Raw genomic sequence first — 17,083 nt, forward strand, 5'->3', positions numbered from 1 at the left:
CAAATCCCGGAAGTTTGATAGCAGTGTTTCTTGCTCTGGCAGGTCGTCATCGGCGCGATCCCGAAACCTTCTCATAATTTGGAACGCTAGTGTCAATGCTACGAGTGAAAGCACTAGTAGCACTATTCCCTGTCCTAGGTTCCAAAACGATTCTGCGTCCATACGTGACCAGCTGCGCGAAGTAAGGCGAGCGACGACCGCGCGGCCCGAGCGGCGTCTGTTTTTGTTATTATCTCACGTTTGGCCGATTTGACAAAGCAATCCGTAAAATACGGTCTCGAGAGAGTTTACCTTTTTTTTCGGATCGCCGGGCTCCGCTGCATCGGCCGCTTGCCACCACACGACGCACCTCTTCAATTTGGGAAGCCCTGAAATCATGTCCCAGCCGACCATTGTCGATAGAATCACCGCATCCGGAATTGTCGCTGTTTTGCGGGCCGATCGAGCGGAACAAGTCATTGATATCGCCGAAGCGCTGCTAGCCGGCGGGGTCAACGCGATCGAAGTCACGTTTACCGTTCCCAAGGCGCATCAGGTGCTGGAAGCGGTTGCGGACCGCTTGGGGGGGAAGATCGTTCTGGGCGCCGGAACCGTTTTGGATCCCGAAACGGCTCGACTGGCCATTTTGGCGGGCGCCGAGTTTGTGGTCTCGCCGGCGATCAATCTAGAGACGATTGAACTGTGCCGGCGCTACTCCAAAGCGATCCTGCCGGGGGCGCTGACCCCGACCGAGGTGATCACCGCTTGGCAGGCAGGCGCCGACGTGGTCAAGATTTTTCCGTCGGAAATCACCGGACCGCAGTATCTGAAGGCGCTGCATGGTCCCCTGCCGCATGTCAAACTGATGCCAACCGGCGGAGTAAATCTGACGACGGCGGTCGACTTTTTGAAAGCGGGAGCTTGTGCGTTGGGGGTGGGCGGTTCGTTGATTGAAAAGGATGCGGTCGCCAGCGGCGATATGCAGCGGATCGCGGATCTGGCGGCTCAGTATGTCCAGATTGTGCGAGACTTCCGCGCAAGTCATTAGCGATTGCTGATGGGGCCGCCTATAATCGGCGGTGTCCTTCGCCCTCTCCCAGAGAAGCTCTGATCTTATGCCGATTTCATTTCACTGTCCCCACTGTGGGACGCAAATGGAAATTGACGAAAGCTACGCCGGTCAATCTGGGCCGTGCGCCATTTGCGCCAAGTCGATTACGATTCCGCAGCTAGGTACTTCCGGCGCGCCGTTAGGCAGTTCCCCGGCTGTGGTGAATAAACGCTTAGCGCAGGTCGATCAGCCGCGGATGCCGTTGTCAAGCATCATGCTGATCCTGGGAGTTAGTTTTGCCGGGATTGCTCTGCTGGCAATCTGTGGCGGTGGCGTCGCCAGCGTTGCGGTGCCGGCGATCAAGCAAGCGAGACAGCAGACGCAAAATGACGCTTCTCGGGACAATCTGAAACGGATCGCCGAGGGGATGAGCTCTTACTATGCGACGTATGGCGCCTATCCGCCGGCTTTTACGACCGACGCCAAAGGGAAGCCTCAGCATTCGTGGCGCGTTTTGCTGCTGCCGTTTTTGGGGCACCAGGATATCTATGACCGCTACAACTTGAATCTCGCCTGGGATGACCCAGAGAACATGCAGATCCTGAGCGAAATGCCGAGCGTTTATAAGAGTTTTGATGAAGACTCCAATTTTTTCTACGACACGCGGTTTGTCGTCATCAAAGGGAAGGAAACGCTGTTTCCCGATGGAGGAGGCGTCAAAAAAGAAGACTGTAAGGATGAATCAGAGTCGACTTTGCTGGTCGTCGAAAAAAATGGCCCCGGCATCACCTGGACTCAGCCAGAAGATCTCAACCTAAATCGTGATTCGCTGCTGATTGATAATGACCCCGACAACGCGGCGACCCTGAGCAATAGTCTGTCGGGAAATGTTGTCATGGCCAATGGCGACACCTATCTGCTTCCCGATGTGATTCAGCAAACGCTGATGCATGATATGGCGACACGCAGCGGCGAAGAGGAGGTCCGTGACGATCTGCAACTGCAGTTGAACGAAATGCAGTATTAGGCAGCGCGGAGACTAGCTTGGGTTTGCCTAGGGGACTGGGTGGTCTGAGGGTTGTTTTTTGCTTGGGATATTTGTGAGCGGTGCTGGGGTCGGTTCTCTGCCGGCACAACCGGCAGCTCCTTGGCGACCGGGTGAGTCTTCGTGGTCGGCAAAGTTTCCCATGGTTCGCTAACAGGACCAATCAGGGCTGCTATCTCCAGCGACATTTCCTTGGCGTCCGATAGTAACGAAGAATCATCGTTCACTTTGTTGCAGACGTCGTCAGGGCAGCTACATCCATTGACTACTATCGTTCGCCAAATATCGCTGGGGCTAGTTGGGCTAATCGTTGGCCCGCTCGGCTTGCTTGCGCAACAGGCTCGTCCCAGCGACCCAACGGCGACCGCGGCAGTGATGGAAACCCGGCAGCGTGAATTTGCGATTCCCTTTCAGGTAAATCAGGATGGCGCCAATCCGCCGGTCGAAGTTCATCTGATGGTTTCTAACGATCAGGGAACCAATTGGACGCAGTATCGCAGCGAGTCGCCCAGCGCCAATCGGTTTGTCTTTCAGACCAACAATGACGGCGAATATTGGTTTGCAGTCCGGACGATGACACGTGACGGAAAAGTGTCTAACACCGTCCAAAAGCCAGAGCTAAAAGTGCGGGTCGACACCGAATTGCCGACGGTCAAGTTAGAGCTCAATCCGCTGCCGAGCGGCGAAGTCATCGCCCGTTGGATGGTCAGCGATGCGCTTTGTGATCCCGCGCATGTTTATTTGTCGTATCAGACCTCTCCCGATTCGCCGTTTACTAACGTGACCGTCGATGGGACGAAAGCCTACAACCAAGACAACGTGATCGCCGGCGAGACCCGCTGGTTCCCACATGCGTCGAGCCGCTATCTGATGGTTCGCTTTGAAGCGCATGATCGTGCCGGCAATGTCGCTAGTGCTCAGCAAACGACCACCGTTCCCTTGGTCGCAACGCGACCTCAATGGGGCAGCGTCGATGCTCAGCGTCCGGTTCCGGACGGCGACATCTATCGCGGAACGCCCAGCGGCGGTGGACCGGAAGACCCGTTCCGACGTCGTGACAATCAACAACCGGCATCAGTCCCCTGGCCGACGGACAATCGCCCGCCAGGTTCGCCGGCTGCACCGGCGGCTGGCCCCTTGGCCGAGAATCCCGCTCCCACTTCGCCGGGACCGGCGCTGCCGGGGACGGGGAGAATGGGGGCGATGCCTGGATCGGCGCAAGCCGGCGGCAGCGCGGCGAACCCATCACGTTATTCGAGCTATTCGGCAGGGCCGAATGTTGAGTCCCCGGTCAGCAGCGCGATTGAACCGGCGGTTGCCGGCCCCAAGGCGCCAGAGCCAAATCTTGGAGTTCCCCCCGGCGTAACGCCCGAGTATGTCAACTTCAAGAAGTTTGAGTTGAACTATAGCGTTGACGCGGTCGGCCCGTCCGGGATTGGCCAAGTGGAGCTTTGGATTACTCGCGACGGAGGACGGACCTGGGAGCCAGGCGGGATCGATCCTGATCGAACGAGCCCGATTGAAGTCGAAGTTCAAACCGAAGGAACCTACGGCTTTCGCGTGGTGGTCGAAGGAGGCAACGGCCTGACTGGTCGTCGTCCGCAAGCCGGTTCGCTGGCCGATATTTGGATTGTGGTGGACGAAACGCCTCCCACGGCCCAGATTGCCAATGTAGTGTATGGCCAAGGCGCACGAGTCGGCCAGCTTGATATCGAATGGGAAGCGGAAGATCGCTTTTTGGGAGAGAAAGGGATTTCGATCTATTATGCTGGCTCGCCGGAAGGGCCCTGGAAACCGGTTGCCGAAAATCTGCCCAATGATCGCCACTTTGCCTGGCGAATCACGCCGGACGTTCCCGCCGACATTTACCTGAAAATCATCGCGATCGACGCGGCCGGCAACCGTCACGAATCGAAGATTTCGCGACCAATCGCCAACGACGGACTAACGCCGCAAGGAAAAATCAAGTCAATCCGGCCCACTTCGGTTTCCCCCGGCCAGGCCTCTCTACCCGTGACAATCCGCTAACGGGCCGTTAGGCTACAGCAGTTATGTATCTGCTGTTCGCCGCAATCGATCGATCTGCGGCTGGGCGAAGTCACACTCTGCCTGACCGATCTTCGGCATGTCGCAAACCGTTCATTGCTTTGATTTTCTCCAGACCGTCGCCGGTGAAGTGCCGGGCATGGTGGTCGTCTACGGCCGCGAGGCGTTGCTCTCTCGGTTGGCGCTGCTGCAGATTCGTCATGCGGTGGTCGGCGCCGGCGAAGAAGATGTGCCGATCGCGCGGCTTGACGGCAAGACCGCGGCGTGGCGCGATGTGATTGACGAAGTCGGCACGGTCAGCCTGTTTGGTGGTGGTAGCCGGCGGTTGGTGATCTTGGATGGAGCGGACGATTTTGTTACCCGCTATCGGATTGAGCTAGAAAAGTACGCCGACAAGCCAAAACGTAGCGGCGTACTCGTACTGGTGGTCGAAAGCTGGCCCAAAATCACCAAGCTGTTCAAAAAACTGGATCAAACCGGTTTGCAGGTGGATTGCAATCTACCTGAGAAGAAGGTGGGCAAACGCAACGTCCCTGACGCGAAAGCGCTGCACGACTGGATGATCCAATGGGCCAAACAGACGCACCAGATCAAGCTAGAGCGTGACGCTGCTGAGATGCTGGTCGAGCTGATCGGGCCCGAACTGGGACTGATCGACCAGGATCTGGCTCGCTTGTCTTTGTTTGTAGAGCCGGGTGGCAAAGTTGGCGCCGACCTGGTGCGCGACGTGGTGGGCGGATTGCGAATGAAAGCGATCTGGGACTTGGTGGACGCGGCGGTCGAAGGGCGTACCGCCGGCGTGTTAGAAGACTTGGATCGGCTATTTCAGATGGGTGAGCGGCCGCAAAAGCTGTTTGGCCAGATCGCTTGGTCGTTGCGGCGGTATGCGGCGGCTGCCAGGATTTATCAGCGTGCGCAACGGACCGGAGAGTCAAAGTCACTACGCAATGCGCTGGCGGACGCTGGTTTCCCAAACTGGCCCAAAGCGCTGGACGAGGCGCAAGAGCGGCTGAAGCGGCTGGGCAGCATCCGGGCAGGACGGCTGTTTCAGCAGCTACTGCGGCTGGATCTTTCGCTCAAAGGGACCCATTCGCACGATTCGCGCGGCAGATTGGCGCTCGAAAAAATGTTGGTCGGCTTCACCGCCGAGTTGGATCCGCGTCAGCAATCTGCAGATCGCCGCTAAATTCAAAAAATTCATCTCCGGTACACACGATCTTTGTGTAATCTGCCAATCGTACTGAAGATGCGATCAGCAGGTGGCGCCGCGCAGACGCGCCACAAGGAACATTGCAAATTGCTAAGGAAAGTGCGAACCGCCGAAGTTGTTCTGCCGTACTTTCTATTACTGGCGGTCATGGAAGCACCGTCACACCACTCATCTGCTAGCGAGGCGGCGGTTTCTGCATCGCCGAATTTACTATGAACACAAATATCGCACGGACGTCAAAGAAATCGGACGATCCCCAATTCAATCTTACTAATGCAGTAACGTATGGCCTGTTGACGGCTGTGCTGACCGCACCGATTGGAGCGATATTAGCGTTCTACCTGGCTGCGGATGATGTTTCGACGGCGGCGCTTTGGCAATATCATGTGCAAGCTCCCGTGACCTTCGGCGCTTTGGCCGCATTTTTGACATCCGGGCTGTTTGGCGCCAAATTTGGGGCGCAGCTTTAGTAGTCAACTGCGGTACGTGAAAATGACGTTAATTCGTCGGCGTCTGTTCAGAAATTGATGTCGCTGCGCTGTCACCCTCGGCGAGCGGCGGAACCAACGGCGCTGCGCCGCCGCGAGCTTGGCGTTGATTTTCTGCAGTATCGGTGGCGCGTCGGTCTCGACGTTGGCGGCGATCTCCGCCGGTGGTTTGATCGGCGGGCTGCACAGGGAGCGCTGGCGGATCGACCGATCTACGTCCCCCCGGCTGAATACTCGCGGAGGGTCCGTCTGGATGATCACTCGCTCGCTTCCCCCAAAGCCGATCGCTCAAACGCCGTCCAAATTGCACCGGTCCCGGTGAGGTGAGTACGAGTAAGCCAATGCCAATCACTAGCCCTCCGGCGATGCCTGCTAGAATCAATATCGTACGGCCAGGCCCCACGGGATAGGTTCCGACGACCGGGGAGTCGACTCGCGAAATCAAGCTGGTCGATTCGGCGCCGAGCAAGTTGGCTTTGGCGTCGCTCAATTGCTTTTGCGTTCCAGCTAATTGCTCGAGACGCTCGCGCACATTGGAGGCGAGATTGTCATACTGGGCTCGCATGCCGGCAAGGTTTCCGAGCTTCGCTTGCACCTCTTTTTCTTGTTTGCCCAGCGACACAATCAATGCTTGATTGACACGCATTTGGTTGGCGACGGCGATATGAGCGCTGGCCAACTCGGCCAGCAGGTTTTCGCGGACTTCTGCTTCGGCGGCTATTGCGGCGAGCACTTGCGGATGATTGACGCTCATGCGTCCTAGGAGCTGGGATTTGTTCAATTGGGCGTCGACCAGGCCATCTTTCAATCGCTGAAGAGCCGGCTGCGCCGCCAACAGTTGATTGGGGGCAGCGAGCAGTTTCTCGGGCTCGTTCTTGGTGTCGCTAAGCAGTTGGAGCAGCTCACTCAACATGTCTCGTTGCGATTCGGCTTGACGCAGCTCGTCGGTGATTTGGCGGTGCGTTGCCTGCAATTTGCCATCGGCCGAACTGGTTTCGTTCAGACTGCGGAGTTCTCCTAAGTCGCTACCGACCGATCGTTCAAAGATCTCCAGCTTGCTGGTCGACGCATTGAGATCTCCTTGCGCCAATTCGACTGCGCGTTCCAGCTCTGAGATGACGCTGGCCGCTTTGCCGTTTCGAACCCGCTGGAGGGCCAACTGCAATTCGTCACACAGCGCAGTCGCCAACTCGGCGGCTCGCTCACGGCTGGTTCCTTCGACAGACAAAATTAAGACTTCGGTCGTACCAAACTCGGCACCATTGGGTGGCGAGACGCCGATGCGACCGCGGAGCGTATCAATATCATCGAGCGAAGGGAAATCTGGCGAAGTTTTGGTGGGCCCAACAGCGACGAGCGCCTTCTTCACGACCGCGGTGCTACGCGCTACCTGGACGATCGTCTCTTGCGCGGTCCGCATATCGTCAATGGTGCTAAAGCGGCCTTGTTGGTCGAGATGACCGATCGCCGCATCGCGCACGACCAGCGTTTGCGAGGCGCTCCAGAGTCGGGTCATCGCCAAAGAGTAGCCGATCGAAAGCAGACCGCAGGCGATCATCGGAACGAGGATCAGCCATTTTTTTTCGATAACTGTTTTACGCCAATACTGCAGTTGGGCGGAGTCTAGCAAACCGTTCATGATGCGTGCAATGCAGGGTAAGCGGATCGGATCGATTTTGACGATTGTGCCGACAGGGCGTCAGCGTGCGCGCAGAAGTATAGGTCGCGTTTGTGGGCTGCTCTGCAGAAATGATCGCCGCAAGAGTTGGCTGATTTAAGTGGTGAATCGGCCAGGCGACAGAAAATCGAGCGGTAATGGGCTGTTTCCCTGCTCGATCAAATCGGCCAACGCTTCTCCCAGCACCGCCGTAAATTTAAAGCCGTGCCCCGAAAGCCCCGCTGCAATCGCAATTCGGTCATCGCCGGGATAAAGCCCGAGCAAAAAGTGCTCATCCGGGGTCATCGTATAAAGACAGGTTTCGTGACGAACCGACCGCATTGATACGCCGGGGATCGAGCGTCGCAAAAAGGCCTCGTTGCGGCGCTGGTCGGCAGGATCGACCGCATGATCATAGTTCCAAGGAGAAGTGAGCGGCTCCCCTCCTCCATGCTCGGCGACTTTTAAGCCTTCGCCGGCAGCGAGCTCGGGGAAGCCATAAAAGTAGCCTTGCGACGACTCATAAAAATAGCACGGAGCACCGTTCGACGCTTGCAGCCGAGGATCGTTAATCTGGTACCAGTGAAGATGTTTGCGCAAGATTTGTAGCGGGATAGGTAGATCGCTTAACAGCGTCGCAGCGCCAGGACCGCCAGCGATGATCAACTTGGCCGCGCGGTACTCGCCGTTAGCAGTGCAGACGCAAATCCCGTCACCGTCAGCGCGCCACTGAAAGACTTCGGTATCGGCGATCAGGTCAACGCCATGCTGCTGGGCCATGTCGAGATAAGCCGAGACGCAATCCTCGACGCGTAGGTAGCCAGCATGACGCTCGAAGACGACGGCATGCTCGGCCGGAAACAGAAACTGCGGAAACAGACGGGCCGCTTCGGCAGGTGTGAAACGATCGATCTGTAAGTCGAACTGCTGAGCCGCGCGAATCACGCCTGGCAGCACGATCCCATCCAGCGGACCAATCTCGATCAATCCTACTTCGTGGTAGAGAGATCGCTGCGACGCGGCTTCGATCTCTCGCCAAAGTTGATAACTGCGCTGTAGCAGCGGCACATAGCTGGGATGCTCAAAATAGGCTTGACGAATAATTCGCGTTTCCCCATGCGAGCTGCCATGAACGTGAGGAGGTCGAAAGCGATCTATCGCCGCGGCTCGTATGCCGCGTTTGGCTAACTGATAAAGCGCGGCCGAACCAACTCCCCCGGCGCCGATCACCAGCACGTCGTACGAGGCTATCGGCATGACGGGTTCCTCCTATTAACGTGGCGCTAGTCACGGAAGAGAAGCATAGAAAGAAAGCGGAGGACGCGGGCAAATCACGGGGAAATCGGTAAGAAATTCATCTCTATAAGCGTTCAACTATCCACTCTGGCTTGGATTGGAAGCTTGCCGAATCCAGGCCTTTTTCAATCCCGACGCTTCTTTCTTTCCGTGGCGTCCGCGTCTTATTCTTGACGTCGCTAGTTAGCGCCACGTTCAAAACTTACTGCGGCTTGATCTCGAAGTCGAGCGACGCTTGACCGAACTTGTCGATCTCTTTGTCACGCACCGATAGTTCTAGGCGATATCTGCCAGGCGGAATGTTCTCGGGCAGGTACAGACGATAAGTAAATGACAGGTCGCGGCGCCGGTTGGCGCAGCGATCTTTGTACTCCGGAAAGTTCCGCGTATCCACACGGCGTCCGGTGTCGTTGAAGATTTCGTAGCTTGCGCCCCAGGTCGACTCGAACTGACCGTCGACTTCTTTGGACGAAAGGTTTTCGATCTCGACGTAAATTAGCAATTCTTCGCCAGCGGTAAACGACGTTTTCTCAAATGGTGTGAAGTCTCCAAACCCTTTGACATTACGGACGAAGGCTACATTCCGCAGGTCGAGCGGGCTCAGTTCACTTAGACTTGCGCTGGCATGCTGCAGCGAACGCAGCGCCAGCAAACTGCGACGATCGACAGGGATCTCACTGCTATGCGCAAAATCACTGGCCGCAAACAACAAGTTGGACCAAAACTCTTGCTCGGCTGCCGGCAAAGTCTCGATCTTACGCATCGCGTCCCCTTTGCGCTCAGCGATCAGATAGAGCATTCGCAGGTGGATTTCCTTCTTTTGGCGTTCGGAGTCGGTTAGTTGTGAATTGCGAAGCGCTTGCTCCATGGCGACGATCGTTTGACGCAGTACGGTATCCCAGTCTTGCGCTCCTCCCGTCGGCTGATCTCGTTCGGACCAATACAGGATTCGTTTGTCGTCGCGACGATGCGCAAGCCAGCCGGCGTCTTCCAGGTCAAAGATGATCGTCTGAAGTTCATCCAGCGTCATCGCCGGCGGTGCCGCGGCCTTGTTTGCCGAGCGCCCCCCGTCCGCCGAATCGTTGGATGCGACCGGCAGCGCGTGTTTGTTTAGCTGGTTGTAGATGTCTTCGAGCGAGACGTGTCCACGATTCCAAATCGCTTCCATCACCAATTGTTCGTCGGCTGAAAGCGCCGCTGGAGTCGCTGCCGGAGTCTGAGCGACGTCTCCGCGCGCTTGATTGGCAGTCGGGGGAATCGCAGTCGGCGGAAGGTTGCTGACCCCGCTGCGCTGATCGGCCATCTGATCCGGGTGCGTTGCGCCATTGAGCGCTACTTCTTCAGCATTAGGTACCTGCTCGACATGCGACACTTGTTGCACCGGAAAGACCGGCGCCACGGCAGGCGCCGCTTGCGCCGGTTGGTCACGACGCGTGAATTCGTACTGCGTAAAATTGGGATTGCCGGTGCGAGCATACTGAGCGATTTGTTCGGCAGTCGGCAGGCTGGATGCTGGAACTGTTTGGGCTGCTGGCAACCGTTGCGGCAAATCGCCGCGGGACTCTCCAACACGTTGTTTCATCTGCGCCAGCAAGTCAGCCAGTTGGTCTGATGAAGCGCCGGTCTGAGCGGGGGCTGCTGGGGGATCGGCTGTTTGTTTGGCAAGTTGCGGCTCGCTCGCTGGCTGCTCTTCCAACGATTTGGCGGGAGCGAATTGCGATTCGAGGATGCCGATCACGCGATCCAATTCTTCGGGCGAACTGCCGTTGAACTGGCGACGGATCGAGGTTTTCTCGGATTCTGGCAGAGTGAGCGCTTGGACTCGCGCTAGAAAATCGGGAGGCAGTTGTTCGTGCTGCGGTGAGACGTCGGTTTCGCGCGATGCTGATGCGACAACTTCCTCTTCATCAAGTACATGTCGCTTGTGGCGCGAACCAGCAGGCACGCTGCCGGTGATGCCGGCAAGCGATGTTTCACCAGAACTATGCGTGTACAAACCTGGCACGCAACCGATGTTGGTCGCAAGCAAGATCAGGAGGCTATACGCAAATCTGCGGTTCGTACTTCGAAAATTCATTACCTAACCTTCGCCGCCGCGCTGAAAAACCGATGTTTCCGGGCAGGGATGGTAGGAAAAGCTCAAGATTAACGCAATAGCTGCCGATTGGCCCCTGCTAGCGGGCTAAGAAAAAAATGGCGCCATTTGTTCGTCCGGGCGATCATTCCGGATAGGCTCTTAGTCCTCTTGGGCCGTGAAATAGCGGGCCGTTCCTTGCGAGGCGATCGCTTCTCCGATGCGATTGAGGGCCACGACGTAGGCGGCGGTACGCATGTCGATCTTTTTTTGCTCAGCCAAATTAAAGACGGTGTTAAACTCGCGGGACATCGTTTCGTGCAGTCGCTGATGGACTAATTCGAGCGGCCAGTAAAAGCCGGCGCGGTTTTGCGTCCACTCAAAATAGCTAACCGTTACGCCGCCGGCGTTGGCCAGAATATCGGGAACGACCAACGTTCCTTTTTGGTTGAGGATCTCGTCCGCTTCGCTGGTCACAGGCCCGTTGGCTGCTTCGATGATTACCTCGGCTTTGATGCGGGCCCCGTTTTCGCCGGTGATTTGGCTTTCTAGGGCAGCCGGAATAAGGATATCAACATCCAACTCTAGCAGTTCGGCATTGGTGATAGTGTCGGCGGAGACGGCTTCGCACAGCGATCCTTCACAGTAAACCGCTTGCAGGCGCCGCGATTCGTTTTTCACATGCGCCAGACTGGGGACGTCAAAGCCAGACTCTTTGTAGATCCCTCCACGCGAGTCGCTGACGGCGACAATGTTGTATCCATCGGCGTACAGCAGTCGCGCGACGGCTTGTCCGGCGTTGCCAAAGCCTTGCACGGCGACTCGTTTTTCAGCAGGTTTCCAGCCGCGTTTGGACTCTAGCTCTTTGATGCAATGGTAGGCGCCGCGTCCAGTGGCGTCGTCCCGACCGAGACTTCCGCCGAGCGGGATCGGTTTGCCGGTGATCACCGCCGGCGTGTGCTGGCGACGAATCTTGGAGTATTCGTCCATCATCCAGCCCATGATCATCGAGTTGGTGTAAACGTCTGGGGCTGGGATATCGACTTCAGGGCCGATAAAGTCGGCGATGCGCTCGATGTACCCGCGGGAGAGTCGCTCTAATTCAAGCCGTGAAAGCTCTTTGGGATCGACGATCACGCCCCCCTTCCCTCCACCAAAGGGAAGATTGGCGACCGCACATTTGAAGGTCATCCAAAAGGCGAGCGCTTTGACTTCGGCCAAGTCGACATTGGGATGAAACCGAATGCCGCCTTTGGTGGGCCCACGCGTCGCGTCATGGCGAACGCGATAACCGGTAAAGATCCGGAGCGTGCCGTCATCCATGCGGACCGGAATCGTGACTTCCAGTATTTGCTTGGGATGTTTGAGTCGCTGGACTGCTTCCTGGTCGATGTCGGCGTGTTGAAACGCTTTGTCCAATTGGGCGACTGCATGCGAGAAAAGATCATGCGCTGGCTGATCCATGGCGACGATTCCCAATACCGGTGCAATTCAGGTGGACTTCAATAACGTTATACCTCGCCGCATGCGCCGTCAATTCGGCGCTGCTGAATTCTAGAATCAGAGGGGCGTAAACTGTGAACGGCGGTTATTCTGCTGAAGATCGCGAACCTTGGGGAGAGCCGCCGATGGGATGATCGGCCGGCAAAGGACGTCCCGCGGTGGCGAAACCGCGCTCGACCAGCAGCAGCTTCAACTGGCGAAACTCTTCAAAGCTGTCGGGATAGGCCCACAAGGTGATCGTGGTTCTCTGCGCATCACAACTTGCGATCCGCTGCATGAAATCAGAATTTGGTTTCAGCGCGTCTTGGAACGGCTCTCCCATATTCTCGGAGACCGGAACCAAAATGAAATGATCGAGCTCGACGACATCCCGACGCGTGGCGCCCATCTTGGTGTCGACTGAATAAGACGATCGCCGCAGCACATAGCGGCAATAAAATCCATTGACTGGACCGACGGTCCGAGTCAGCGAACTGGTGTCGCGCAGTTGGGAGGCGCTACGCTGAGCGTCTGCTTTCAGTTCTTCGACCAACGTGTTTAAGGGGACAAACGAAATTCGACCGTTTTGCAAACGGAAGTGCTCTTCTCGGCCGAAGACGGTTTTGGCCATCGGCGTGGGGTAATGTTTGAGGACGATCGACTCGGGCTGGAAATTCTCGAGGCTTTCAAGCGTCGAGTAAACCTCGTTCAGCTTGTCTTTCTCGGACAACAGTTCGCGATTGCGATCAAAGTCACTCTGTTGCACTTCGCCCAGTTCGGCTCGCCGCTTATCGATCGCGGTGTTGGCTGCCGTCAACACAAACTGCATTTGGCTGCGATCATTAAACTTCTGCTGCAGCTCTTGGCGCACGGCAGTCCGTTGCTGCGTGATCTGGACGAGCTCGGCTTGCAGGGCCAGTGCTTCTTCCATCGAACCGCCAGGGGGCGGTGCGATCTGTGGCGCAACAGGCGGAGTGGTCGTTGGGGATGCTTTGGCGTCGGTGACCGCTTCGTGAGCCGTGATGCTGACGACCATGATCAAAATGATCAAAATGCCGACCAGGTTGGTCACCACATCCAGGAAGGAGTCGAGCGACGGTTCAGCCGAATCGCGAGATCGAACGGTGCGTCTCATTCGTTGCGTTCTACCTCCAGGCCGCTGCCGTTGAGCAGGGCCGACATTTCTTCAAATCGTCTCTCGGCCCCGGGTTGGACGTCGACCTTGAGAGTCGGCTTCCAGTAAATACCGCGTCCGGCGATACCCCAGTCTTCGATTCGGGACCAGACTTGCGAGACGAACTCGTCAATTCCACCGCGCACATCCGACTGCAGCAAGACAACTTGCGGCTGTTTGGCGCTCCCTTTTTCGGGCACGATCACAATGCGATCGGCGGCGACAACAACGTGAATGGGACGCGTGATGCCGGTGGCGCGAGCCGATTGTCCCGGCAGCGCCCAATTGCGACCGCGTGAGTTGGCCAGCGATTGCGGCGGTTCGGGCGATCCGCCGCTGGAACTGCCCCCTTGTTGTCCGCCGGGCGATCGACCCTGTTGAGCTCCAGATCCACCTGAGGTGGTGCTGTCGCCGTTGGGATTGCCGCGGTTGCCATCTGTCGAACCGGCAGGCAGCGACATCGCGTTTTGGCCGTCGGCGCCTGCGAGTTGCGGCCCTTGAGCGTTGCGTTGGGCTTGCGTTTGGTATCCGCCGGGCAGCGATGCGGCCATTGTCCCCTGTCCGCCGCTGGAAGCGCGATCAAATTGCTGCGAACCGCCGGGAGTCCCACCGTCAAATGGTTTTCCGCCGTCGCTGCTGGGACGGTTGTAAGGTTGTGGACCTTCGACACTTCCACCGGTCATGGTCGATCCGCCCGGTTGTCGACCAAGCGGCGCTCCTTGTTCGAGGAAGCTGTTTTTGCCAAACGGCGAGCCCTCTTCGCCAGAACCACCGCCGCCGCCGCTGGGGGCGAACCCGCCGCGACTGGTTGCAGTTAATAGGCCGGTTTCTTCGACACGGCCATATTCTCTGGGGGCGGCCATCATCACGGCCACTTTGCGGCGTCGCGCGACTTCAACCGTTTGAATCAACATTGTCGCAAGAAAGGGATCTGCAGGAGGAAATTGCAGCTCTAGTTCGTCGTCGATCAGTTCATATCCAAATTCAGAATCCCACGAGAGCATTGCGTCACGCGCCGCGGCGTACGATTCGGCTCCAGCGGGGCGTACGACCAGCAGCGGATAGGGATCAGGCGAATTGGGATTTTGTTTCAAGCGGTATTCGCGAATTGCTCGCAATGCGGCGTCCAATGGATTGCCAGCTCCAAGCGGCGGTCGAAAATCGGCGCCAAATAATTCGATTCCTTCCGGCTGTAGAATCACCCGATCGGCGGTGCACTCGATATAAATCGGCTGCCGACGGGTACCGTTGGGACCGTCATAGGGTATCAATGCGTACGAAGGTTTTTTCTTCGCTGCATTGGCTTGTTCTGCCGCCAGCTTCTGTTTGGCGTCGGCCAATTGCTGCCGTACTTCGGCCAATTTGTGCTCAATGTCGGCTTGATCCGACTGCTTTGCATCGCGCTGTTGTTCGAGCAGCTTGACCTGTTCGTCTAGGCCACGGATTTGGGACGCCAAACGGCGAATGTGATCTTCAATACCGCTGAGCTGCAGACGCTCTTCTGCTAACTGTTGATGCTGTTCGGCTCGCAGCTTGCGCAATTCTTCGATTTCGGCCAGCGAGATCGCTGGAGCCATCGGCGCGGCCTCCGGCGGAGCTTCTATCGGGACTGGCGCAGCATCGGCCGAAGCACGGGCCTGTTGCACGAGTACGACCAGCAGCACAATTAGTGCGCCGACCGTACAGATCAGGACCGCCAAGAACGGGAAGAGTGAGATTTCGACGCTTTGACGGCGTGCGTGGGCTCGGCTCATGCCGCGTGACCTTGCGAGGACTTCTTCTCGAGTTCAAATCGACGGCCACCATTGTCGCCGATGCGATTGTTCAGCAGATGAATCGTCGCTGCGAGACTCAATACGGTCTCTTCAAAGTGACCGGCGCCGGCGAGCGAATCGAGGTTGCGGCTGAGCGTTTGTTCTAGCGAAGCAATTTCGCCAACCGCTTCGACTGCTTTCAGCATCACTTCCCCTTGTTGGGCAAGTTGATGCTGTTGATCCTGCATCAGGCGAGCATTTTCGCCGAGCGCCGTTTGAAACTGCTTCCAATCGACCCGCATCTCGCGAATCACCTCTTTTTCGGCTCCAGCGAGTGCGATTGCATGTCGCTCGAGTGAACCAGACAGCGCCGCTGAGAGTGAATCTTCTAACTGTTGTTTGCTGGAGCCGACGATCTCTTCCCAGTGGTGATGAGCGCCGTCAATGGTATTGCGCCAAAGTTGCGTTTGGCGTTCGACCAGTTGCTCGGTGGCTTGCATCACCCGCTCGGCCATCCGCTGAATCGCGGCGACGCTGGGATCGCTTTTGCCGCCAGCTTGCTGGAAACGTCCGCTTAATTGGGCGGATGCGGTCGAATCAACGACGGTCAGCAGTTCGTTTTCGATGCGGTCCGCCACAAACTGGGCGAACATCAGGAAGATCGACAATGACAAAGCCAATGCCGTTGTATCGAACGCGATGCTTAGCCCGGCTAACAGGCTTTCCATGGCCGCTTTCGGTTCGTTGACCAAAGCTTCTGGCGAAAGATTGCCGAGGGCCAGCGTAATGCCGATAACGGTACCCAAAAAGCCGAGCATCGGAGTCGCCCAGATCACGATTCGCACCAGCGAATAGCTTTGATAGGCGCGTTCCGCTTCTTGATCGGCGAAGTATTTCAGTTCTTCCTGCAAGCCGGCGGCGCTGCCGTTGACGTGCACATGTTCGATCCCTTGAAACAAACGCCGCCAAAGTGCGTGACGCTGGATTCGCTGCGGGTACTCTTCTAGTTGATCCAGCAATCCAGCCGCGTCATCAATCAGTTGTCCCTCGCGAGGCGGCGCAGGCAACTCGATTTTGCTGACGCTGCTTAATTCACGAAACACATCCTGCAATTTCAGCAGGATCGCCGCGAGGCCGACGAAGAACATCGCAGTTTCGATGTATTCGACCGGGTGACCGGCAAAGTAACGGACGATCAGCGGGTTGCTGATGACGCCTTGGTTGATCAAAGCGAAAAAGCCGGCAGACGCGGCTAAACCGAGGGCGACAGGCCACCCTAGCTTACCGCTGATGTTGTACCAGAACTTCGAGGTGTTTCGGGCAGTCACTGATTCGTATCCTTCCTACGCGGCGCGATCGAGCGGAGCGGGGAGACAAGTCCGCACAATCGTCATAATCGGAACAACCGCGGCTGGGGTTTGAGCATTTGTTGGCGCAATGAGTAGAAAACCCAAGAGATGGCGTCAATGCGAAGTAGTTCTGCCTCGCTAGCAAAAGGGGGGAGCCAATTCAGCAACATTTGCCGGTTTTATCGAAAAGAACATGAATGTTGGCGGCGGACACTGCCGATAACTTCCTTTGTCGCAAATGATGACACTCGACGCAAATCGCTACGCCAGCATAGGTTGCAACTATTTTGGCCGACGCGCTGCCTAAATAAATCCCGGGGGGGAATGAAAGTTCGGTTGGGGTCCGCTTGACTCCACCGAACTTCTTTTATTTCTTGACCCTCTTTCTGCTCTCCCCCCATTTGTGCTTGCTGGCGCGCGATTGACATTGCCAGCATTTCTAAAGTGCCGCTACGATGCTCAGGTCTCAGTGCGAGAG

General features: G+C 57.0%; 12 protein-coding genes. 5 read left to right on the forward strand and 7 right to left on the reverse strand.

The window, feature by feature from the left end; all coding sequences use genetic code 11:
• Nucleotides 1-376: 376 nt before the first annotated feature.
• The 5 genes from SH421x_RS09255 to SH421x_RS09275 all read left to right on the forward strand — a co-directional run bounded on the left by SH421x_RS09255 (nucleotide 377) and on the right by SH421x_RS09275 (nucleotide 5,801).
• The gene (locus SH421x_RS09255) at nucleotides 377-1,027 is read left to right on the forward strand and encodes a bifunctional 4-hydroxy-2-oxoglutarate aldolase/2-dehydro-3-deoxy-phosphogluconate aldolase (RefSeq protein WP_488855159.1); all 651 of its coding nucleotides are present in this window, start codon (nucleotides 377-379) and stop codon (nucleotides 1,025-1,027) included.
• 67 nt (nucleotides 1,028-1,094) lie between these two features.
• A complete protein-coding gene (locus SH421x_RS09260; RefSeq protein ID WP_488855160.1) occupies nucleotides 1,095-2,057 on the forward strand; it encodes a DUF1559 family PulG-like putative transporter in 963 nt (320 codons plus the stop codon).
• Between the two features lie 279 nt (nucleotides 2,058-2,336).
• A complete protein-coding gene (locus tag SH421x_RS09265) occupies nucleotides 2,337-4,103 on the forward strand; it encodes a hypothetical protein (protein WP_488855161.1) in 1,767 nt (588 codons plus the stop codon).
• A gap of 97 nt (nucleotides 4,104-4,200) precedes the next feature.
• Nucleotides 4,201-5,307: a DNA polymerase III subunit delta gene (gene holA / locus SH421x_RS09270; RefSeq protein ID WP_488855163.1), complete on the forward strand. Its 1,107-nt coding sequence runs from the start codon at nucleotides 4,201-4,203 to the stop codon at nucleotides 5,305-5,307.
• Nucleotides 5,308-5,543: 236 nt separating this feature from the next.
• Nucleotides 5,544-5,801 (forward strand): hypothetical protein, encoded by a 258-nt coding sequence (locus tag SH421x_RS09275; RefSeq protein WP_488855164.1) that lies wholly within the window; start codon nucleotides 5,544-5,546, stop codon nucleotides 5,799-5,801.
• A 28-nt stretch (nucleotides 5,802-5,829) separates the two neighbouring features.
• On the opposite strand, the gene SH421x_RS09280 is transcribed toward SH421x_RS09275, so the two are convergent.
• The 7 genes from SH421x_RS09280 to SH421x_RS09310 form a co-directional block, all read right to left on the reverse strand.
• The gene (locus tag SH421x_RS09280) at nucleotides 5,830-7,458 is read right to left on the reverse strand and encodes a GumC family protein (protein WP_488855165.1); all 1,629 of its coding nucleotides are present in this window, start codon (nucleotides 7,456-7,458) and stop codon (nucleotides 5,830-5,832) included.
• 135 nt (nucleotides 7,459-7,593) lie between these two features.
• Entirely contained in the window at nucleotides 7,594-8,733 is a 1,140-nt protein-coding gene (gene solA / locus SH421x_RS09285) for an N-methyl-L-tryptophan oxidase (protein ID WP_488855166.1), read from the reverse strand.
• Between the two features lie 241 nt (nucleotides 8,734-8,974).
• Nucleotides 8,975-10,849 (reverse strand): hypothetical protein, encoded by a 1,875-nt coding sequence (locus SH421x_RS09290; protein ID WP_488855167.1) that lies wholly within the window; start codon nucleotides 10,847-10,849, stop codon nucleotides 8,975-8,977.
• Between the two features lie 159 nt (nucleotides 10,850-11,008).
• Entirely contained in the window at nucleotides 11,009-12,310 is a 1,302-nt protein-coding gene (locus SH421x_RS09295; RefSeq protein WP_488855168.1) for a Glu/Leu/Phe/Val family dehydrogenase, read from the reverse strand.
• A 124-nt stretch (nucleotides 12,311-12,434) separates the two neighbouring features.
• On the reverse strand, nucleotides 12,435-13,463 hold the full coding sequence (locus tag SH421x_RS09300; RefSeq protein WP_488855170.1) for a hypothetical protein: 1,029 nt from the start codon (nucleotides 13,461-13,463) through the stop codon (nucleotides 12,435-12,437).
• Nucleotides 13,460-15,256, reverse strand: a complete 1,797-nt coding sequence (locus SH421x_RS09305; RefSeq protein ID WP_488855172.1) for a hypothetical protein — start codon at nucleotides 15,254-15,256, stop codon at nucleotides 13,460-13,462. The genes SH421x_RS09300 and SH421x_RS09305 overlap by 4 nt, the downstream gene beginning before the upstream one ends.
• On the reverse strand, nucleotides 15,253-16,584 hold the full coding sequence (locus SH421x_RS09310) for a MotA/TolQ/ExbB proton channel family protein (RefSeq protein WP_488855173.1): 1,332 nt from the start codon (nucleotides 16,582-16,584) through the stop codon (nucleotides 15,253-15,255). Before SH421x_RS09310 ends, SH421x_RS09305 begins: the two co-directional genes overlap by 4 nt.
• Nucleotides 16,585-17,083: the final 499 nt, after the last annotated feature.

This window comes from Blastopirellula sp. SH421 (genome assembly GCF_057808535.1).